Here is a 20,852-nt window from a genome sequence, read left to right as displayed (position 1 = left end):
GGGTCCATGAGAGTGTTTGTCGGTTTAGATATAGGCACAACAAGTACGAAGGCGGTTGCTTTCGGAGTGGACGGCGCCGTGGCGAGCGTCCACTCCGTTCCCTACCCGCTTATATGCGAAAGTCCGGGCTATGCGGAACAGGATCCCGGGCTCATCGTGGAGGCGGCAGCCGAAGCCGTCAGCCGTGTGACGGCGGACGTGCGCCTGTCTCATGGGGAGGTGGCGTCCGTATCTCTAAGCTCCGCGATGCACTCGCTGCTGGTCGTGGACGATTCGGGGCGTCCGCTTACCCTGCTCATGACCTGGGCCGACAATCGGAGCGCAGAGCAAGCGAAACGGATCGCCGCTTCAGGCGGGCTGGATATTTACAAGCGCACCGGTACTCCGATTCACGCGATGTCGCCGCTCTCCAAGCTGTTCTGGTTGAGGGAAAACCGGCCCGACCTTTACGAAAAAGCTGGCAAATTCGTTTCCATCAAGGAATATTTGCTGTACCGCCTGTTTGGACAGTTTGTCATCGATCATTCCTTGGCCTCTGCCACAGGACTTTACCGTCTCGGGGAAAGGGATTGGGACAAGGAACTGCTTCGCGATGCAGGCATCCGCCGGGATCAGCTTTCGGAGCTGCATCCGGTTACCTGCGTGATGACCGGACTGAATCCAGGCTACGCTAAGCGTATGGGTCTGTCCACGGATGTGCCGTTCGTGCTGGGAGCCAGTGACGGTGTGCTCGCGAATCTTGGAGTAGGGGCTATCGATCCGGGGGATTTGGCCGTGACGGTCGGAACAAGCGGTGCCGTACGAACCGTGGTCGACCGGCCTTTAACGAGCGATCGGCAGCAAACGTTCTGTTATGTGTTTGACGACCGCCATTGGGTGATTGGCGGAGGCACGAACAACGGCGGAATCGTTCTGGATTGGGTACAAACGGTGCTTCATTCGATACAGGCGCCGGACTCGGGGAAGTCTTCGCTCGAAGGGATGCTGCGCCAAGCGGAGAGGATTCCTCCTGGAGCCGAAGGGCTGCTCTTTCTTCCGTATTTATCCGGAGAACGCGCGCCGATCTGGAACCCGAATGCGCGCGGCGTATTCCTTGGCTTAAACTTGACCCATTCGGGCCCGCATCTGGCGCGGTCGGCGATGGAAGGGATGATGATGAGCCTCCTGTCGGTCGCTCTAGCGATGCATGATTTAACGGGCTTGAAGAACAAGGTGCTCGCCTCGGGCGGCTTCGCCCGCTCGCCGTTCCTGCTCCAGCTGCTTTCCGACGTATTCGGCTGTGAGGTGGAGGTTCCGGCTTGTGCGGAAGCTTCAGCCTACGGAGCCGCTTTTCTTGGAATGATGGCTTTAGGGGAATACGGCGATATCCGCGACATCAAGTCCACGATTAATATGCGCGAAACGTATGTCCCTTGCTTGAAGCATCATCAAGTGTATACGGAACTGTATCGAATCTATGAACAAGCCTACGCCGGTCTGGGCGAAACGTTCGAGGCGATCACCGCCTTGCAGCATTCGCTTCAGGGCGCAGGATAAGGAGTGGGAAGGCAGACATGAAAGTCGGGCTGATTGGGCTTGGCAAGATGGGAAGCAACCTGGCGATGCAGCTGCTGGATAAAGGGCATCAGGTAGTCGGCTATGATCGCGACGCTTCGAACGCCGGCAAGCTGTTCGGGCATGCCGGGCTTGCGGTGGATTCGTTAGAGCAGCTGGTTTCTGCTTTAACGCCGCCGCGGCTCGTTTGGGTGATGGTGCCGCCGGGCGATCCGGTCAACGCCACGGTAACCCGGTTAACGGAGCTGCTTAGCGAGGGAGATACAATCGTCGATGGCGGCAATTCGCATTACAAAGACTCGATGCGGCTTGCTGAATTTTGTTGCGGGAAGGGCGTCCGTTTCCTGGATGCAGGGACCTCCGGGGGTATGGAAGGAGCTCGTCATGGCGCCTGCGTGATGGTTGGAGGCGACCGGCAGGCCTTTGAGGCGATAGAGCCATTGCTGGCCGATGTGTGCGTCCCGCATGGTTACCTGTATGCGGGGGCAAGCGGCAGCGGACATTTTCTAAAGATGGTGCATAACGGCATTGAGTATGGGATGATGCAGGCGATAGCCGAAGGGTTCGAGGTCTTGCACAAAAGCAGCTTTGATTTGAACCTGGCGGAAGTGGCGGGGCTCTGGTCGCATGGCTCGGTCATTCGGGGCTGGCTCATGGAATTGACGGCAAGAGCTTTGGACAAGGACGCCAAATTGGATCAAATCCAAGGGATTATGCATTCCTCGGGCGAGGGGAAATGGACCGTGGAGACGGCGCTGGAGCTTCAAGCCAGCACCCCGGTCATTGCTTTATCTTTGTTGATGCGATATCGTTCCTTGGAGACGGATGCTTTTCACGGCAAGGTCGTGGCTGCACTCCGCAATGAATTCGGCGGTCACGAGGTCGTTAAGCAGTAGAGTCGGAAGTGGCTAAGTTACTCCGCAGGAGGGGATCAGATGCCTTACAAATTGAATATTTTCAGCAAGATCCTGCTCCTGATCGCGCTGTTGCTTATTCCGATCCTGGTGCTTTACGGCATTTCCAACCGAACCGCAAACCGTGTCGTACAGGAACAAATCGAGTCTACGAATGTGAATCAGCTTTCATTTTTCCTGCATCAGCTTGATTCGCAAATTTCCAACCTGTCCATGTTCCCCGTCATTATGGGCAACGATCCCTACATTCGTGAATTTATCGATATGCAGGGAGCCCCGATCATGGACGTTCTGAAGGCGCAATCCCGCATTACGGCGAAGCTTGGCCTGCAAAGCGTGTCAAGCGGCTGGTATAACGATTTAACGATACTCCTTCCGGCTAATCAACAAACGGTTTCTTCGAGTATCTTTCTCGGAGGGGGCGACCGTTTGCAATGGAACCGGCCGATTCTTAAGCAATGGACTTATGTCGAGGACCGCCCGGGAGATCAGGCAACCGCCATGTTCGTCCGGGAGGTTAGCGAGCCGGCCAGAGCGGGGCGGATTGAAGAAGCGGGGGCCGTGTATCAAGTCCGCTTCACCATTCGGAACATCACCGATATGCTCGATGTGTACAAGCTGGATAAGCATAGCGATCCGTTTCTCTTTCATCCGGCCTATCAAACGATATGGAACAGCGGCTCGAACAGGTCTCTTTCGGAGACGATCCGTACACGGTTAGGCGAGGCTCCCATGAACGCCGTCGGTCAAGTCAGACAAGAGATCGATGGGCAGGAGTACCTGGTCAGTTATGTGCAATCCGAGCAGATCGGCTGGTATCTGGTCGACTACGTGCCGGTTCAGCAGATGCTGGCACCGATTACGCAAACGAGCCGGTTGTTTTATGTATCCGTCGGGCTTCTTCTGGTGATGAGTGTGCTGGCCGTCTTCCTGCTATACCGGAATGTGCAGATTCCGATTGTCCAGATGATTCGCAGCATGCAGCGCATGAAGCGGGGCGATTTAGCGGCAAGGATCGAGTACCGGTCCAAGAATGAATTCGATTATTTAATCCAGCGGTTCAATGAAATGGCGGAGCGGATCCAGCTGCTGGTGGAGGATGTGTACGTCGAGAAGATCCGGTCCAGGGAGGCGTCGCTGAAGCAGCTGCAATCGCAGATTAATCCGCATTTTCTCTATAATTCTTTATTTTTTATTATCAATTCGGCCGTCATGGAAGACCGCGATTCGGTTGTGAGGATGGCCCAGAATTTGGCAGACTATTGCCGCTACGCCACACGCGTGGAGAACCAGTCGGTCAAGCTCAGGGATGAGCTCGAATTGGTTAAGCATTATTTGAACATCCAAAATTTACGCATGCAGCGCCTCGACTATCATATCGAGGTTCCTGAGGAGATGTGGGATGAAGCCGTCCCGAGGCTGATTCTGCAGCCGCTCGTTGAGAATGCGATTGTCCACGGCATCGAGCATCGCGTGGGCGGCGGGCGAATCACGATCACCGGCGAACAGGATGAGCTGCGCAATTATGTCGTGATTGAAGATAACGGAGCGGGCTTGACCGACCGGCAGCTGCAGCATCTTCACGCGCAGCTGCAGAAGCCGATGAGCGAGGACATCGGCTGCGGGACCTGGAATGTGCACCACCGGCTGTTTTATAAGTTCGGAGCGGGCTCCGGTTTGACGTTCCAGCACGGGACGGGCGGCGGGCTGCGAGTTACGGTTACTTGGAACAGGCAAGGCGCTTTGCCTGAAACGGCTCCGGTCTCTGAAGGAGGGTAAACGGTGGTTCAGCTCTTGCTTGTTGATGATGAAATTCACGTGGTGGAACGGTTTTCAAGCACGATCGACTGGATGTCCCTGGGGATCGAGCACGTATACAAAGCCTATTCCGGTCTTGAGGCGCTTGCGCTGCTTGAGCAATTCTCCATCGATATCGTGATTACCGATATCCGGATGCCGGGAATGTCGGGGCTGGAGCTGGTTGGGGAAATTCGCAATCGTTGGCCGAAAACCAAGTGCATCCTGCTGTCCGGGTACTCGGATTTTAATTACGCCAAAGAAGCGATCGTGCATCAAACGGAAGATTATTTGTTGAAGCCGGTCACCGAAGCCAATCTTGTCGAAACGGTTCAACGGGTGATGGGGAAGCTGCAAAGGGAGTGGGAAGAGATTAATTCCAAGCAGCGCTTGGCTTATGCCCTTAAAGAAAACCTGCCGCTGCTTCGGGGCAATCTGCTCCATGACCTGCTGCAAGGGCGCAAGCTGTCCCATGCGGCGCTGCTGGAAAAGATGCAAATGCTGGAGCTGTCCCATTATCTCGATCAATGCTTCACGCTTATGCTCGTTCGGCTCGAGGAATATTTCCTGCAATACGATGCTCACAGCTTGTCGCTGCTGGAATACGCGATCGGCAATATGGTCGAGGAGCTGTTCGGGGATAAATTCGACATTTGGTACACCAAGGATGCTCACGATTATTTGGCGTTCCTGCTGAAGCCCAAGCAGACATCCGATGAGGCGGACGACTCGACGTGGGTGGAACGAACCGCGGCGCTGCTTCAGTCTGCCGTCAGCACCTATTTGAAGGGCAAAGTGTCCATTCTGGTGAGCGGGCAGGGGCGCTTCCCTGAAGATTTGGCCGGCTTGTATACCCGGTCGGTGGGGGCTTTCCGCAGGCGAATCGGCAGCGAGCATGAGCTGTTCATGCGCCTCGGGGACGCTCAGGCGCTGCCGGAAACGCAATCGCCGCAAAGCTTGTACGAGCCGCCTACGCTCATTCATTTGCTGGAAGCGGCCCGCTGGGACCGGATCGAAGAGAAGCTTCATCTGATTTTCGATGAATTGGAAACCGGCTACGGCGGCTCCCAGGAGCATGTGCTGGAGGCTTATTTCTCCATCGCATCCGCTTATGCCTACATCGCGCACAAGAACGGCAAGCAGCTGTTCGATTTAATCGGGAGCGATTATGACAAGATGACCGAAGGCCTTCCTTTTCGTTCCGTGAATCAATTGAAGGATTGGTCGCTTCGGACGCTGAAGCAGATCCGGCAGGATATGGATCAGGAGACGAAGGATTCCCGGTCGGTGCTGATCAAGCAAATTCAATGGTTTATCGATCAGCATATAGGCCAGGACGTTTCTCTCCAGACGATTGCCGATCATGTGTACTTGCATCCTGTCTATGTTTCAAAAATATATAAGCTGGAAACCGGCGACAACCTTAGCGATTATGTTCACCGGGTCCGGATGGATAAAGCGGAATTTCTGCTCAAGAACAGTCAGGAGAAAATTTACGAAATTGCCGCACGGCTGGGCTATCAGCGGCCGCACTCGTTTAATCATGCGTTTAAGAAGCAGTTCGGCATTACGCCGCAGGAGTACCGGGATCAATTTAGCTAAAGGCTCCGGGCATGCCGCGCAGCCGATATTCCCCATATAGAGAAGAGGAGAGTCACAATGAAAATTACAAAATTAGAGCTGTTCAAGGTTCCGCCGAGATGGCTGTTTCTTAAGGTTGAGACCGATGAAGGCATTACCGGCTGGGGCGAGCCCGTCGTGGAAGGCAAGGCGGACACCGTCGCTGCGGCTGTAACGGAAATGAGCGAGTATTTGATCGGTCAAGATCCGATGCGGATCGAGGATTTGTTTCAGGTGCTTTATCGCGGAGGATTTTACCGGGGAGGACCGATTCTTTCCAGCGCGATCTCGGGGATCGAGCAAGCGTTGTGGGATATCAAAGGGAAATTCTACAATGCCCCCATCTACGATCTGCTGGGAGGGGCTTGCCGCGACCGGACGCGCGTTTATTCCTGGATCGGCGGAGACCGCCCGAGCGACGTGGGTGCAGCGGCTAAACAGCAGGTTGAAGCGGGCTTTACGGCAGTGAAGATGAATGCCACCGAAGAGATGCACTACATCGATTCGATTGGTAAAGTGGAAGCGGCGATCGCCCGTATCGCCGCCGTGCGCGAAGCGGTCGGGAAGGAAGTCGGCATCGGAATCGATTTCCACGGGCGCGTTCATAAGTCGATGGCCAAAATTATCGCCAAGGAGCTGGAGCCGTATCGTCCGATGTTCATTGAGGAGCCGGTACTGCCGGAAAATAACGAGGCGCTGAAGGAAATCGCCCGCTACACCTCCTGCCCGATCGCTACGGGCGAGAGAATGTATACGCGGTGGGGCTTTAAGGAACTGCTGGCACAAGGAATCGTCGACATTATTCAGCCGGACCTGTCGCATGCCGGAGGCATTCTGGAAACGCGGAAAATCGCTGCGATGGCAGAAGCTTACGACATTGCCGTAGCTCCTCACTGTCCGCTCGGTCCGATCGCGCTTGCCGCTTGCCTGCAGCTCGATACGTGCTCGCCTAACGCCTTTATTCAAGAGCAAAGCCTGGGCATTCATTATAATCAAGGCAGCGATTTGTTGGATTATTTGAAGGATCCTTCCGTCTTCGCCTACCAGGACGGCTTTGTCCGAAATTTAACCGGACCGGGCTTAGGCATTGAGGTCAATGAAGAGAAAGTAAGAGAAATGGCGGCCATCGGCCACCAGTGGCGGAATCCGGTCTGGAGGCAGGAGGACGGAACGGTCGCTGAATGGTAATAGAAGCAAGGCCAATACGATAAAAGAGAACCGCTTGGCGATGATGAAGCCAAGCGTTTTTTTGGCGAACCGGGGTAGGTGTGGCTACAGGTAGGTATACGCTGCAGCGGTTTTGAGGGATTCGCCGTTTTGGTGTACGCTAGGAATAGGAATTATTTCGATATCGGGCGACCGGAGGAAGACCCATGATCCGTTATTTACGCCAGGTGTACCAGGCTTGGATTGATTATCCGCTGCGTGCGGGACATCGACTGCAAGGACGCTATGAAATTGTCCGGTTTCTCGGCGAGGGAAGCTACGGGCTCGCTTATTTATCCACGGATCGGCAGACGGGGGAGCGGGTCGTCGTCAAGCAGTCGAAGCCGAGCAAGCGGGGTCTCGGCCGGAAGCTGCTGCGCCGGGAGCAGGAGGCGCTTCTCGCGCTGACGCACCCGAGCATTCCGAAGTGCCGCGGTCTGTTTGAGGACGGTAAGCGGTTATTTCTCGTCACCGATTGGATCGACGGCGCGACAGTGGAGGATCTCATTTTCGAACAGCAGCGGGGCTTCTCGGAATTAGAGAGCTTGGCGTTCATTGCGCGGCTGCTGCCGGTCGTCAGGTTCGTGCACGAGCGTGGCTGGGTTCATCTCGACCTTCGCATTCCGAACGTGATGGTGCGGGACGGGACTTACGTGCTGATCGACTTTGGACTGGCGCGGCGGATCGGAGATACGGAGGGGCTGGAACCATTCTCAAGCGAGGAGGAGGAGCGTCGGCGCCTGCCGGACGTGAAGAGCGATTGGTATGCGGTCGGTCATTTTCTGTTATTCCTCTTGTACTCCGGTTATGAAGCGCAAGAAGGACAGCCTCCGGGCGAATGGCACGAAGAGCTGTCCTTATCGATGGCAACCGGGCGATTGCTCCGGCGGTTGCTGCGGCTGGATGAGGCTTATGAGAGCGACGCGGCGCTCATGCAGGATGTCGAAGCGGCGATAGCCGCCTTAACGTAACGGTCGAAACGTCAGGAACTGGAATGAAATTTCTTCTTGTAGTATTGGTGTCCGTAAGAATTGCCGCGACCGGAAGAGTACGACGACGAATGTTTGAGAGGGCCTGGACGATGGTAACGATTCGAGCTGCCGCCGCGGTAATGAGGACGTTTCGAATGCAGCACACTGTTTGCGATTTTGCGTAAAATATGCTTAAACATTACGTTTCCTCCTTTAGCTAATGATACCTGTAACTACGGAGCGGACGGTTGAAAGTTTCAGGAACGGTTCGATCTCCACCGTTTATTTGAGTCCGGGAAATCGCTTCTCCATCACTTGAAGCAGCTCCAGATAGCTGTCGCGGAGCTCCGTTATGGTAATCAGTTCAGGGGTGTTTCGAACTTCGTGTTCGGAATGCCCCTTTATGATGCCGTCAAGGCCGTTGTAATTAAATTGTAAATCTTTATAGGTCTGATCGAGCTTCTCCAGGATGACGCCGATTAACGGTTGGTATTGCTCCATAGCCTTGTCACTCCGTTCTTCTTAGACATTCGCTTGCATACTTGAACGTAACATATCCACACGCAGTGGCGCAAATAGGCTGTGGACCGGACGAAATATTTGTCGATTATACGCGAAAGCCTATGCGTCCTGAGAACCATTTTTTAACTTTCAGCTTATTTTCAGCTGGTTTTAAGATTTCATGTTTACAATGTCTTAACATGAACTGCAAATATGTCCGCCGCGTGAGCGGGCCGATAGGAGAGTGATCTGGGTGCGTCCAACCGTGATACAAGGACGAACGAAGTCACCCCGTCCCGCCAAACGGCGAATGGTGAACCCCGTTATTGTAGCCGCGGCGCTGCTGATCGTGCCGGTGCTGCTGGTTGTCGGGATGGAAGTGCTTCACAGGGGTTCTCTGCATGAAACAGGGACCTGGATGGCGTCTCATCCGAAACTGGCGCTATTGAACGGGCTGCTGGCCATGCTTGTTTTCTTATTCCTGTACGGCTTGGTCGGGCGGCTGTTTATGGCCGCGGGCTTAAGCGTGCTACTGCTTTCTATGGTCGCCTTAATCAGTTATTTCAAGAAAAAGCTGATCGGCGAGCCGTTTTTTCCATGGGATATTTTTTTGAATAAAGAAAGTATGAATATACTGCCGCTTGTGACGAGCAGGGAAGCCGTTCTGCGGCTTGCCCTCGTGTTCGGCACCGCTATCGCCTTGTTCGCGATCGGCAAGGCCATGCCGCGAATGTCGCCGCGATGGCTGACGCGTCTGACGTTAGTGGCGGTTTGCGGCTTCGGGCTTTACGCTTTCGGTACGCGGGCGGCATGGCTTAATGCGCTGGTGGATCGTGCCGGCATGAACGAGATCGTCTGGAATCAGCAGGAAAATTACGGGGAGAACGGGCTGGCGCTCGCGTTTACAATGAATGTTAAAAACACGATCGTGCCGCGGCCGCCTGGCTACAGTGAATCGGCCATGGCCGGCTTGGCCGACAGCTTGAATGAGCTGGTCGGCGCGCCTAAGGCAAAGGCCGCATCGCAAACGCAGAAGCCGAATGTGATCTTCATCATGAACGAAGCGTTCTGGGATCCGACGCTGCTCAAGAACGTAAAGTTCAGCGAAGACCCGCTGCCGACCGTTCATCGTCTGCAGAAGGAGATGACAAGCGGCTTCCTGCTGTCGCCGCAATTCGGAGGCGGCACCAGCAACGTGGAGTTCGAGATCCTGAGCGGCCAGTCGATGAGCTTCATGCCCGCGGGATCGGTTCCGTATCAGCAATATATCAGCAGGCCGCTGCCGAGCCTCGCGAGCTACTTCAAATCGCAAGGCTACGCCAGCACGGCCATCCATTCGTACGAGCGCTGGTTCTGGAACCGGGAGAACGTGTACCGGTACATGGGCTTCGATGAATTTATCAGCAAGGAGGGATTCGACAATCCTGTCAACAAAGGCGCTTTTATAGCCGATGACGAGGTGTCCCGCCGGATCATACAAGAAGTTGAAGAGAACGAAGAGCCGACGTTTATTTACGCGGTAACCATGCAAAATCACGGTCCTTACGACGATAACCGATACGGCGACAATCCGATCAAGACGGAAGGCTTGCAGACCGCCGGGGCCAAAAATACGTTGGAAACTTACGTGCAGGGCGCAAGCGATGCCGACCGCAGCCTGCAACTGCTGATCGATCACTTCGAGCAGTCGGATGAGCCGACGGTCATCGTGTTTTACGGTGACCATCTGCCGATGCTGGGGTACGATTACGACGTGTACGCGCAAGCGGGGTTCGTCTCGACCGGACGTTCCGAGCAGTGGTCGCTTGAAGAGTTGAAAAGCATGCATAGCGTTCCGTTCGTCATGTGGACGAACGAAGGGCTGCCGAAGGAGCACGTGCCGACGCTCAGCACCTCGTTCCTCGGCGCCTATGTGCTGAATCGCATCGGGCTGGAGCTGCCGGCCGCGTGGGCATACAACGCCGAACTGGCGCAAAAAACGCCGGGGCTGCTGCGCAATCTGGTCGTCGATTCGAGCGGTCAGCTGTATGCCGAGGTGCCGCCTTCCGTGCAGGAGGACGTCGAGATTTACCGCGAGCTTCAGTATGACGAGATGTTCGGCCACCAGTATGTGGCCAAATATTTGAGCGAACTGATGGCGGCGCGAGCCGCTCCTTCCTCGGGGGGCTGACCGGTAACTTTCAAGCAGCGGACAGCCGCCTTCCCGCCGGGGCGGGTCCGTCCTTTCTCTCCATGGTGCAAATGTGATACAATTTGCAAAAATCGGTCCGGTTCCAGACGAAGAGAATATCGGGAGCGAATCGGCAGGCAACTTGGGGGGAAGACCATGGATTTGCGTAAGTTCCGACTGGATGAACCGGCTCAGGGCACGTTTAGCGAAGAACGGGATGAATATGAGCGAGATTATGCGCGGCTGATCCAATCGCCGGCTTTTCGCCGGCTGCAGGGAAAGTCTCAAGTGTTCGGCGCCGGAACGGGAGACTATTACCGGACGCGGCTGACGCATTCGATCGAAGTTTCGCAAATTGCGCGGGAGACCGCGCGGCGCATGAACAAGCAGTATCCGTTCCTGGAGCGGAAGGAGCATCCGGGTTTGATTTTGGACCCGGCTGTCGTAGAATGCGCTTCGCTGGCCCATGATTTGGGTCATCCGCCGTTCGGGCATAAGGGCGAAGAGGTGCTCAACCATCTGCTCAAGGAGTCTTATGGGCTCGCTTACGAGGGGAACGCGCAAAACTACCGCATCCTGATGTTTCTGGAGAAGCGGGCGGGCAGCGGCAGCGGTCTGGATTTGACGGCGGCCGTGCTAATCGGCATCAATAAATATCCGTACAGCCTCGAAGAACCCGGCCGTCTGAAGGGCGTGTACGGGATGGAATGGACGGACGGTATTCGCTATATTCGCGACCGCTGGAACATGCCTGTCGGCTGCTCGACGCTGGAGGCGCAGCTGATGGATTTGTGCGACGATATCGCCTACTCGACGCATGACATCGAAGATGGGATTCGCGCCGGTAAAATCCAGATGAACCGCACGTTCTTCGAGGACGACCGGTTGGTCGAGCATTTGGTCCAGGAGATTGTGAACGACCGGGGCAACTATGAGGTCGGCTGGGATCAGGTGGACATTCCGGACATGGTGAAACGGGTCTTGACCGACTATTTGGCCCAGTGGGAGACGATCTACGCGGCCTGCGACCGCGAAGCGTCGCGCACCCGGCGGGAGATGAAGGCGCGGTGGGTCAGCACGTTCGTCGGCAAGGTGGGAATCATCGACGATCCGGTCAAAGGCTGGAAGAAAGTGACGTTCGTGCATGAAGGCAGGCAGGATCTGGAACTCCACCGCACGATGGAGATTCTGAAGAAGCTGGCTTGGGTTACCCTGATTAAGGACTTCCGGGTACAGCGGCTGCAGAAGCGCAGCGAAATCATGATTCGCAGGCTGTGGGACAGCTTCATCGTTCCGGAGAACGGCCGGTTGATTTTGCCTCCGGACTGGTTGGAAAACTATGAGCGACACCAATCGAATTGGTCGTGGCCCCGGCTCGTCGCCGATTATATATCCGGCATGACGGATGCATACGCCGAGAAGGTGTACGCAGAGCTGTTCGCCAGCAAGTCGGGGTCCATCTACGAGATGGATTAATTCGGGGGCGTGAGGCCTTTTCGCCGCCTCTTCCGCATAGAATGTACAAGATGCATTCGCCGTAAGGGCGGAGGGGGGGATGGTGTTGATTTACATTCAGGGAGAACCGATATCGCCGTTTCATATCGTGTCGAGTGAGTTGGAGCAGAGTATTCTTCAGCAGAAGCAGCTGAGCCGGACGCCGTATTATTATGCGTCGTTCGAAGAGCTCCGCTTTGAGCTGCGCGTGCGCGCAGCGATCGTGCATGCAGCGCTTATGCTGGGGGAAAGCGGAGCCGCGTTCGATACGTTTGAGAATTCGCGCTGCAACGAACGTTTCTGGACCCTTGATATGAAAGGCGGCTTTAGGTTGAAGCCTACGGTTCATCCGTCGGATGCGATCGAAGATATTTATATTCACGGTCACTTCTACGCATTCGAGTGTGCGATGGGGATCGTAGTCGTGCTGTACAAGGCGGTGCTCGATATTATCGGTCGTGAGCAGTTCGATCGATTTTTCGACCGCCTTTATCTATATTCATGGCATCACGATGCGGACTTGAAGCTGATCACGGTGCACGCCGAGGGGGAAGGGATTCCCGGGGACGTTCAGTATTTCAAGAATCCCGAGGTAGATCCCGAGTCGATGCAGTGGCAAGGCGTGAACGTCATCGTGATGCCGGGCGGCAGATACTTCGGGCATGGAACCGGCGTATCCAGTGCGTGGTTCATCATCCGCCTGCTCAACCGTTACCGGATTCCGGGAGCGCAGATCAGTGCTTATCTGATGGACGAAACGACGTTCCCCAATTTTAAATATTTGCACCAGCTGGCGAACGGTAACGCAGCCGGCTTAAGGGAACCGTTGTCAGCTGGACCGGGCACCATCATGGGGCCCGGGGGCTTGGCGCCGCCGGACGGTGGCGCCGGCGCTGGCTTCGGCGCTGCCAGAATCGGTCAGGGCTTTGGCGGCGAGGCCGCAATGGGCATGGGGCCAGCCTCGGACGGGGCCGGCACGTTCACGCATACGTATCGGCTGGAAGCCCGGATTGGTTCGCGGACGCATTTATACGGATAAGCGGCGGGGCGGGCGAAGCTTGCTCCCGGATTCGAAGCGGGAAGCGTCCGCCTTTTTCCTCCGCGAGTACGAAGAGGCCGCGCGGGCCTTCACAACCGTGAACTTGCATGCTTCGCGCTGCTCATCAGAAGGTAAACCATGGCGTACACGGCGAAGATGAACAAGCCGAACATACCGCAAAACAACAGCGCCTCCGGATGGAGGCTGTCGACCACGGACCGCCCGATCGAAGCGGGGTTCGTGAGCAAGTCCCAACTGTTCAACCGGTATTCGCGTCCCAGCAAGATGCCGTAAGCGCTCAAGAACGAGACGAGCGCGGCGCAAACCCAGGAGACCTGCGATGATGTCCGAACCCGAAGGATCGCGTGCCATTGGTGCATCGAAACGGCGCCCAGCAGCAGGCCGTTCCAAGCGAACAGCATGATGACCATAAAGTCGTTCCAATACGAAAAACCGAGGCCGAGATGGCCTTCCGCTGTGTAATTGCTTTTCAAAATGGTTAAATGAATCATATCGGTTACGATATAAGGAGCATTTGGCAAAAACAGTATCCACACGATGCCGATAACGGTCAAGGCGAGCCGAGGGACGGATGTGAACCGCTCGTGCAGGATGGCGGCGACCGACGACAATACATAAGGAATCCAGGCCAAAAATAAGTTCCAGATCAAGAAATCGTAATACGTGTTCTGTTTGAGTAAGCGGAGCAGCGCGTACACGACGACGCAGACGACAGACAGCAGCGCCAAGCCCGCAAATCGTTTGCCGGATGCGAGTAGTTTCATTCTCATCGAATTCCTTTCCGTGTAGAAGTGACCTAAGCATACCATACCCGGAAACAGAGATACCAGAATTTACCTTCAAGATGCCAGGACGTGAAATATCTGGTATTGTAGGGGTAAGAACTTTTAACCTGTAGTCAGTGAAAGTCAGTGAATCCAAACAATGGGAACATGCAGGAGGCGTAACCATGTATACGAAAAATCAGCTTCCAGCTCCGGTACGCGCGTTAATTTTGGCAGGCGACCTGGGCGACGGACACCGGCAAGCCGCCCGTGCGCTGGCGCAAGGCTGCGGCAGGCCCGATTCTCCCGTGCAGGCCGAGGTTATCGATTATATGCAAGAGATCTACGCCCTCCTGCACCCAGTCATTCGATACTGCTTCTTGAAAGGTGTAGAGAAGGCTCCTTCGCTCTATGGCTACTTTTATCGCAAGTCCCGCATGAACGAAGAGATGTCGCTGTTCTCCAAATCGTTCTTGAAGCTGGGAATGTCTAAGCTTCTTGGGCTGCTGCGCGACCGTAAGCCGGATGTGGTGATCTGCACGTTCCCGCTGGCGTCGGCCGCCGTGTCGCTGCTAAAGGCGCAAGGACTTTCGTCCGTACCGCTCGTGACGGTAATTACGGACTATGCCGACCACGCGTTATGGGTGCAGCCGCATACCGACCTGTATTTGGTCGGCTCGGAGCATGTGGCCCAGGCGCTGTATCGCCGCGGCATTTCCAGCTCTTGCGTCAGCGTGACGGGCATTCCGATTCGGAAGAGCTTCTTCGAGCCCGGAGATAGGGAGACGTTCCGGCTGCAGCTCGGTCTGGACCCGCTCAAGCCGGTCGTCTTGGTCATGGGCGGCGGCTGCGGGCTGATGGGCAAGGATATGCGCGCCTTGCTGCGTTCGGAGGCGCTGCGGCTGCGGGCTCAGCTTGTGTTCGTCTGCGGCAGCAACGCGGCTGCCAAGCAGTCGCTCGAGGAGGAACTGGCGCTCAAGCCGACGCCCTCCGTTCGGATCGTGGGTTTCGTGGAGGATATTCACCGCTGGATGGGAGCGGCGGATATGCTGCTGACGAAGCCGGGCGGTTTGACGACGTCCGAGGCGGTGGCGATGAAGCTGCCGATGCTGCTGTATAAGCCCATTCCCGGCCAAGAGGAAGAAAATGCGGCGGTGCTCGAGGGGGCTGGCGTTGCGATTCGCGCGTCCAAGGAGCGTAAGCTGCTCGATCAGGTGCTCGAGCTTATCGATTCGCCCGGGCTGCTTGCGACTATGCGCCAGCAGGCGGAACGGTTTCGCTGCGAGCAGCCGACGCAGCGGGCGTGGGATGCGATGTTCCGGCTGCAGGCGGGACCGTATGAGGGCTCGCCCGCTTGGCCGGCGGTGGCATCCGTGCGGGAGTCTGTCCGGGAAGCTTGGTAGCCGTGCGGGCGTGAAGCGGTTAGGTCCCGCGCGGCGGACCCTGGAAGAAGGAGCCGATGGAAGTTCAGAAGGCCTGAATGTTGTTTCATCAACATCAGCGTGCTGATTACATTGGCGTTTCTGTTGAAACTGGCTATACCTACATATTCCGCCGGTTCCGCGGGTTTGAACGTATTTCAGCAAGAGGGAGGTCTGCCGCTTTGGCAGGCTTGTTTGTATTTGGCGGCTGGTTTCACCGTCATCAAGGCTCCTTCCGCAAAAAAGTGCCGATAACCCTGCTGGTAGTCAATTTGATTAACGCGATTCATCTTTCGATCTTCGGGTCGCTTTTCGATTTGGACGTACACGACTAAGATATTCCCGTTCACCTTGCCGCTTGGATCGTGTTGAGAAGACGCCCCTAACAGCATCATTCTGCTGTCGCAGCTGATCAGGGAACAGCACGAAGGACGTCTGAACGCAGAGGAGCTGCAATATTGGGCCGAAGAGGATCGGCCGGAACCGGATCGGAGGAGGATCGCTTTCCAGGTCCGGGAATTGGCATTGCCGAGGGCAAGCAGCGGTTAATCTTCGAGGCGTTCCGCCAAGCGGACGGCTCCATCAGCCGGAAATACAGCGGCACCGGGCTCGGGCAGTCCATCAGCTTGGAGCTGGCGAAGCTGCTCGGCGGATACTTGTCCGTATTCAGCCGGGAGGGGCAAGGCAGTACGTTCATGCTATACTTGCCCTGATCAGCCTAGTGGAGCAACCCATGACTTCGTTTGAAGGCATGGGTTTTTTATGTCTTTTTACCAAGATATAAGGGAAGATGTAATATATATTAACTTTACTAAAGTAAGATGATGATGATAATATAGTTAAACAGATAAATATCAAAGGAGTGGATTCAGATATGAGTCAGCAAGTGGAAGTGAATACGGAAAACCGATTCTCCGCCGAGCAGTTTTTGACCTCGCGACGTTCGGTGCGTCAATACCAGAAAGGGTTGGTGCTGTCCGACGCCGAGCTGAACGAAATTCTGGAGCTCGCTTCGCGCGCTCCGTCATCGTGGAACTTGCAGCACTGGCGTTACCTCGTAGTGCGCGAGCAAGCCAATAAAGAGAAGCTGTTGAAAATCGCGTTCGGTCAACAACAAGTGGCTGATGCCGCGGCTGTTATTATCGTGTTAGGCGATCTGGAAGCGAATAAGGTGACCTCGAAGGTGTACGAGAAAGCGGCGCCGGAAATTCGCGATTTGATGGTGAAGCAAGTCGACGGCGCTTATACGAACAATCCGGGATTGGCCAGAGACGAGGCGATTCGCAACGCTTCGTTGGCCGCCATGCAGCTGATGCTGGCTGCCAAAGCGAAAGGGTATGATACGGTGCCAATGGGCGGATACAATAAGGATGCCCTAATCTCCGAATTCCAAATTCCCGACCGTTATGTGCCGGTTGTCATGATTCCGATCGGGAAAGCCGAGAAGGAAGGCCGGGCAACGGATCGATTGCCGCTCGAGCATCAAGTTATTCACGAGCGTTTCTAACTCTCCCCGTATCCCGACGAAAAAGCGAAGCCCCGCCGGCTCGCGTGGTTCGATATCCGAATCACGCGGCCAGTGGGGCTTATTTGACGTACCATCGCTGATACTGCTCCCTAACGTTATGCCGGCTAATCAGATGGCGGTGCAGCGAGCGGCTGGGAGCAAGCGCGTTCAACTCGATAATCTGCTTGTTCAGCTCGGACAAAAGCGCATCGATTTCCGGAGCCGCCGGGGTTTTATCCAAGAGCTGGATCACTTTAGCCATATTCGAACCGATTTCCTTCCTCAGCATGATCCACGGTGGATCTACATTCGCATTGCGCAGAATCGTATCCAGAACGTCGTCGGTAGGAACGACAAGAGGCTTCCCTATTCCCGCGAGGCGCTCCAAGCCCCCGTTCTGAACGAATTGCTCGTATGCGTCGTTGGCCCAGCCTTCCTTCTGCCGCTCGATCGAATCCATGGCGTCGCGGTTCTCGAGCACGTCTCTCGGCTGCCGTGCGGAGCGCGCTGCGTGTTCCTCTTTGTCCATGTCCATACCTCCCGTCCCTTGGTATCTCTAGCGTAATGATACCTGGGCTCCGGGTCAAGTGACAGGTTTTCAAACAACCTGCGGAACGGCGGAACTGGAATCGGGCAAGGGAGGGAGATCTTGGGAGAGTCGTCGCCTATTCATTTTTGTGCTAAAATATTAGATGGTAAAGCAATGATCCGTGACGGTATATTTACTTGGCGAAGAGGAGGCTCACGATGGAGCTGAATACGGTGTTTATTATGGTGATTGCAGCCGGGCTCATTCTATGGCGAAGAATGCGCGCAACCTCCCGTCCGGTTAAGGGCAAAGGCTATCGCTTGCTGCTGCCGCTTCTCTTCTTGGCGCTAGGCCTTACAGGGCTTCTGAATCCGGAGCTGCACCTTACCGTGAAGGAAGTCGTGCTATCGCTGCTGTGCGGGGCCGTTTTGTCTATTCCCATGATTCTAACCACGAACTACGAAAGGCGGGAGGACGGACTCATCTATCCGAAAAAAAGCGCCGCTTTCGTTGTTGCCCTCATCGGCTTGATCGCGCTCCGCTTGGGTTTGCGAAGCTATTTGTCCGGACTTGACCCGACGGAGCTGGCGATGCTGTTCTATTTAATCGCGGTTGCTTATGTCGTGCCTTGGCGGGTCGCCAGTTTTGTGAAGTTCCGCAAGCTGTATGCCCTGCGGCAAGCGGAATAGCGCCTTACGTGGGGCTGTAGGCAGGGACGGTCACCGTGTGAAACCTGAATCCGGCTTGCACGTAAATTCATGTTGCCTATAAGAAAGGGGGGATGAACGATGGAATGGTCTATAGATCTTTCGGTGCTCATGCTGGTTCTCGGCTTGTCCGCGCTGCTCGTGCTGCCGCGTCCGGAATTGGCCCAAGTCCGGTTGCCTTACGGCTTGGTACAGCCGGTCGATTGTGCGCTTGTGCTGAAGTCGCATAACCGCTCGTTGAAAAGTTTGCGTACCGTATTCGTTCGTCGCAAAAGACCGCCCCGTTCCTCCGAATGCTCGGACTCTCCGTGCTCCCGGTCTGAATCGGTTAACGATTGACACGTTGAGCCTGTACGTCTCAGGACGGCCGGACAACGTTATTCCGTGCACCCTGAGGGTGCCGATTCATAGGGAGCGATGGGCTTATGTATACTTGGTTTCAACCGATCATCGCCGTGCTTGCACAGGCGTTATCTTATTTGCACACGTTTACTCACGATTGGGGAGTATCCATCATATTGCTAACGCTGGTTGTCAAAATGGCGCTGTTCCGTTTCAATCTCACCGCGGCACGTCAGCATATCCGCACGGCGGCCATGGGTCCGCATTTGAAAAAGCTGCAGCAAACGCATGCCGCCAACCCGAACCGGCTCATGGAGGAGTCCGGCAAGCTTTACCGCGAGCATGGCGTCAACCCGTTTGCGCAGATGGGCGGTGTCCTGCTGCAGCTCCCGGTTTTAAGCGCGATGTACGGATTGTTCCTGACGCACGGAAGCGCGATGAGTTCGCTGCTTGTTCCATGGGTGTCCCATTTGGCACTGGCGGACCCGCTGCACGTCCTGCCCGTCCTTACCGGTCTGATGACGTTCGTGGTCAGCCTGATTCCTTTGACGGAGGCGGCCGGTCCTGCGCCGGGCAGCGGGAAACGCGCGATGCTCGGAATCGTGCTCATGCTGATTCCGCTGCTGGTAACGTGGAGAGCGCCGATCGCCCTCGGCCTGTACTGGATGGCCGGCTCTGCCTTCGGCTTGCTGGAGCGGCTGCTGTACCGCACGGCCTTCGGCAAGCGGCTACTGCGTAAAGGGACGCCCGAGCCGGCTCAGGCGTCGTAACCCCCGCCCTGAACCGATGAGCGGCCGGGCTTGTACGGCATCGCTCATCGGTTCTAACGGGCAACCCGCCTTGGCGGCTTTTAACGGCTTGTTTGTGATTCCCTTCGCCGAGGGCATGCTAGGATGGGGACGCAGCCCCGACGGCGTTGACGAAGGGGACGCAAACAGGTAAGCTGTAGCTAAAAAGGAGGGATCGCCTTGGATTACCATCGCATTACAAATATCGCCGACCCGTATTTTCGGCAAATGCACGAACTGATGCAAACCGTGTTTCCACCGGAGGAAGTGCTGGCCTACGATCTGTGGGCGGAGCCGCTGCAGGATCCCGGAATCCGCGTGTTTGTAGCCATCTTGGACGGTCAGGTCGTCGGAGCGACCGAGTACCGCTACTATGCCGACATGCAGGTGGCGATGACGGACTTTACGATTATCGGTCGCGACGGTCTTGGCATCGGGCCGTTCTTGGCGCGCCGCCGGATGGCCGATCTTCGTCAGGTGGCAGCCGAGGCCGGAGGGAAGCTGAAGGGGATGTTCGCCGAAATTTATAACCCGGCGTTGTCCGAAGGGCTGGAGTTCGGCGGCGTGAAATCGATGAATGCTTACGTGCGCCGTGAAGTGCTGGCACATCTCGGCTACCTGAAGCTGGATCTCGATTATGTGCACCCTTCTTGGCAAATTGACGGCGAAGCCGTACACGGCCTGGACTTGTGCTTTATGCCGATCGACGACGCGGACGCGGATGCAGTTCCGGCTTCGCTGGTGGCCACGTTCCTGGAAACGTACTACGCAGTCTTGACCGAGAAGCCGGACGCTTGGTACCGTATGGTAAAAGGCCTGCACGAGCGCGACTCCGTTCGCTTGCTGCCGATCTAGAAGGGCGCTGCCCAAAGAAATGGAAATAGCGGAACAGGGGTATCTTATTTACGTCGAATCCGTGCTTGTAGCACGGCATTTCGAGGAATAAGGCATCCCTGTTCCGCTATTTTTGTACGGTTGCGGCGAAATGCCGAAATAGCGAATCGCTGTTCCGCTATTTCGGCGTCGGTCAAAGCTGCTCGCCTTGGCGCAGCGCGGCATCGGCTTGCTCAAGCTCGTCGAGCGCTTTCTCCAAGCCGTAGTTCAGAAGCAGCGTGCGGAACCCTTTGCCGTGGTTCGCCGCGAGCTTGGCGAGCCGCTCTTTGAGATCCTTGCGGATATATACGCTATCCTTCTCGTGCGTTTCGTTGCGTTTCTTTTTCTTCAAGCGTCTGCCTAGCAGGCGCTGCAGCCCGTCGTCCTTGCCCAAGGCCTGCGTACCCGCACCGGATTCATCAGCCGGCGAAGACGACGCGCTCATATTAGCGGGTGCCGCGTCGTTTGCCGGCTCCGCCGCCGGCAGGACCGCTTCCGCTTCGGTCTGCGCTTCGCTTGCGACCGGCGGCATAACCGCCGCTTCCTTGGTCAGCGCAGCGGTCTCCGGCGCACCGGCATCGGCCGACGGCGTCTCCGGTGCCTGAGCAGCCGCGTCGGCGGCCGGCTTGCGCGG

The 20,852-nt window shown here is 56.1% G+C and carries 22 protein-coding genes; 17 read left to right on the top strand and 5 right to left on the bottom strand.

The genetic code is table 11. From position 1 onward, the window contains the following. Positions 1 to 6: 6 nt before the first annotated feature. The 6 genes from PVA01S_RS17040 (at position 7) to PVA01S_RS17015 (ending at position 8,062) form a co-directional block, all read left to right on the top strand. Positions 7 to 1,536 (top strand): gluconokinase, encoded by a 1,530-nt coding sequence (locus PVA01S_RS17040; RefSeq protein ID WP_127608606.1) that lies wholly within the window; start codon positions 7 to 9, stop codon positions 1,534 to 1,536. 17 nt (positions 1,537 to 1,553) lie between these two features. Then, a complete protein-coding gene (gnd, locus tag PVA01S_RS17035) occupies positions 1,554 to 2,450 on the top strand; it encodes a phosphogluconate dehydrogenase (NAD(+)-dependent, decarboxylating) (RefSeq protein WP_127608605.1) in 897 nt (298 codons plus the stop codon). A 39-nt stretch (positions 2,451 to 2,489) separates the two neighbouring features. Then, positions 2,490 to 4,247, top strand: coding sequence for a sensor histidine kinase (locus PVA01S_RS17030; RefSeq protein ID WP_127608604.1), 1,758 nt, complete (start codon positions 2,490 to 2,492; stop codon positions 4,245 to 4,247). 3 nt (positions 4,248 to 4,250) lie between these two features. Next, positions 4,251 to 5,867 (top strand): response regulator, encoded by a 1,617-nt coding sequence (locus PVA01S_RS17025; RefSeq protein WP_127608603.1) that lies wholly within the window; start codon positions 4,251 to 4,253, stop codon positions 5,865 to 5,867. Between the two features lie 57 nt (positions 5,868 to 5,924). Continuing rightward, positions 5,925 to 7,073: a galactonate dehydratase gene (gene dgoD / locus PVA01S_RS17020; RefSeq protein WP_127608602.1), complete on the top strand. Its 1,149-nt coding sequence runs from the start codon at positions 5,925 to 5,927 to the stop codon at positions 7,071 to 7,073. 185 nt (positions 7,074 to 7,258) lie between these two features. Beyond that, on the top strand, positions 7,259 to 8,062 hold the full coding sequence (locus PVA01S_RS17015; RefSeq protein ID WP_127608601.1) for a serine/threonine protein kinase: 804 nt from the start codon (positions 7,259 to 7,261) through the stop codon (positions 8,060 to 8,062). Positions 8,063 to 8,073: 11 nt separating this feature from the next. On the opposite strand, the gene PVA01S_RS17010 is transcribed toward PVA01S_RS17015, so the two are convergent. Beyond that, complete coding sequence (locus PVA01S_RS17010) at positions 8,074 to 8,262, bottom strand: hypothetical protein (protein ID WP_054797665.1); 189 nt, start codon at positions 8,260 to 8,262, stop codon at positions 8,074 to 8,076. 82 nt (positions 8,263 to 8,344) lie between these two features. Beyond that, positions 8,345 to 8,563: a hypothetical protein gene (locus PVA01S_RS17005; protein WP_127608600.1), complete on the bottom strand. Its 219-nt coding sequence runs from the start codon at positions 8,561 to 8,563 to the stop codon at positions 8,345 to 8,347. 253 nt (positions 8,564 to 8,816) lie between these two features. On the opposite strand from PVA01S_RS17005, the gene PVA01S_RS17000 reads away from it, so the two are divergent. From PVA01S_RS17000 to PVA01S_RS16990, 3 genes are all read left to right on the top strand, one after another. Continuing rightward, entirely contained in the window at positions 8,817 to 10,733 is a 1,917-nt protein-coding gene (locus PVA01S_RS17000; RefSeq protein ID WP_244932977.1) for an LTA synthase family protein, read from the top strand. 156 nt (positions 10,734 to 10,889) lie between these two features. Then, positions 10,890 to 12,209, top strand: coding sequence for a deoxyguanosinetriphosphate triphosphohydrolase family protein (locus PVA01S_RS16995; RefSeq protein ID WP_127608599.1), 1,320 nt, complete (start codon positions 10,890 to 10,892; stop codon positions 12,207 to 12,209). An 85-nt stretch (positions 12,210 to 12,294) separates the two neighbouring features. Next, on the top strand, positions 12,295 to 13,266 hold the full coding sequence (locus PVA01S_RS16990; RefSeq protein WP_230876098.1) for a protein-glutamine gamma-glutamyltransferase: 972 nt from the start codon (positions 12,295 to 12,297) through the stop codon (positions 13,264 to 13,266). 89 nt (positions 13,267 to 13,355) lie between these two features. On the opposite strand, the gene PVA01S_RS16985 is transcribed toward PVA01S_RS16990, so the two are convergent. Beyond that, complete coding sequence (locus PVA01S_RS16985) at positions 13,356 to 14,057, bottom strand: DUF1361 domain-containing protein (protein ID WP_164751868.1); 702 nt, start codon at positions 14,055 to 14,057, stop codon at positions 13,356 to 13,358. A 179-nt stretch (positions 14,058 to 14,236) separates the two neighbouring features. Between PVA01S_RS16985 and PVA01S_RS16980 the strand changes: the two genes are divergently transcribed. From PVA01S_RS16980 to PVA01S_RS16970, 4 genes are all read left to right on the top strand, one after another. After that, a complete protein-coding gene (locus PVA01S_RS16980; protein ID WP_127608596.1) occupies positions 14,237 to 15,454 on the top strand; it encodes an MGDG synthase family glycosyltransferase in 1,218 nt (405 codons plus the stop codon). A 77-nt stretch (positions 15,455 to 15,531) separates the two neighbouring features. Further along, positions 15,532 to 15,807: a hypothetical protein gene (locus PVA01S_RS26965; protein WP_174817593.1), complete on the top strand. Its 276-nt coding sequence runs from the start codon at positions 15,532 to 15,534 to the stop codon at positions 15,805 to 15,807. Between the two features lie 123 nt (positions 15,808 to 15,930). Continuing rightward, positions 15,931 to 16,185, top strand: coding sequence for an ATP-binding protein (locus PVA01S_RS26960; protein WP_412761009.1), 255 nt, complete (start codon positions 15,931 to 15,933; stop codon positions 16,183 to 16,185). A 179-nt stretch (positions 16,186 to 16,364) separates the two neighbouring features. After that, entirely contained in the window at positions 16,365 to 16,979 is a 615-nt protein-coding gene (locus tag PVA01S_RS16970) for a nitroreductase family protein (RefSeq protein WP_127608638.1), read from the top strand. Between the two features lie 79 nt (positions 16,980 to 17,058). Here PVA01S_RS16970 and PVA01S_RS16965 read toward each other — a convergent pair whose 3' ends face one another. Continuing rightward, positions 17,059 to 17,508, bottom strand: a complete 450-nt coding sequence (locus PVA01S_RS16965; RefSeq protein ID WP_164751867.1) for a DnaJ family domain-containing protein — start codon at positions 17,506 to 17,508, stop codon at positions 17,059 to 17,061. Between the two features lie 218 nt (positions 17,509 to 17,726). Here PVA01S_RS16965 and PVA01S_RS16960 point away from each other — a divergent pair, with 218 nt between their 5' ends. The 4 genes from PVA01S_RS16960 to PVA01S_RS16945 all read left to right on the top strand — a co-directional run bounded on the left by PVA01S_RS16960 (position 17,727) and on the right by PVA01S_RS16945 (position 20,200). Continuing rightward, entirely contained in the window at positions 17,727 to 18,197 is a 471-nt protein-coding gene (locus PVA01S_RS16960) for a cytochrome c biogenesis protein CcdC (RefSeq protein ID WP_127608594.1), read from the top strand. Positions 18,198 to 18,296: 99 nt separating this feature from the next. Next, the gene (locus PVA01S_RS16955; protein WP_054797677.1) at positions 18,297 to 18,554 is read left to right on the top strand and encodes a hypothetical protein; all 258 of its coding nucleotides are present in this window, start codon (positions 18,297 to 18,299) and stop codon (positions 18,552 to 18,554) included. An 86-nt stretch (positions 18,555 to 18,640) separates the two neighbouring features. Further along, on the top strand, positions 18,641 to 19,327 hold the full coding sequence (locus PVA01S_RS16950; RefSeq protein ID WP_127608593.1) for a YidC/Oxa1 family membrane protein insertase: 687 nt from the start codon (positions 18,641 to 18,643) through the stop codon (positions 19,325 to 19,327). Positions 19,328 to 19,525: 198 nt separating this feature from the next. Further along, on the top strand, positions 19,526 to 20,200 hold the full coding sequence (locus tag PVA01S_RS16945) for a hypothetical protein (protein WP_054797679.1): 675 nt from the start codon (positions 19,526 to 19,528) through the stop codon (positions 20,198 to 20,200). Between the two features lie 172 nt (positions 20,201 to 20,372). Here the strand turns inward: PVA01S_RS16945 and PVA01S_RS26715 are convergent. Continuing rightward, positions 20,373 to 20,852: hypothetical protein (locus tag PVA01S_RS26715; protein ID WP_164751866.1), on the bottom strand; the 480-nt coding region annotated here is incomplete at its 5' end.

Origin of the sequence: Paenibacillus validus NBRC 15382, from assembly GCF_004000985.1 — a bacterium.
GTDB classification, from domain to species: domain Bacteria; phylum Bacillota; class Bacilli; order Paenibacillales; family NBRC-103111; genus Paenibacillus_G; species Paenibacillus_G validus.
This window is presented reverse-complemented; position numbering and strand designations above follow the sequence as displayed.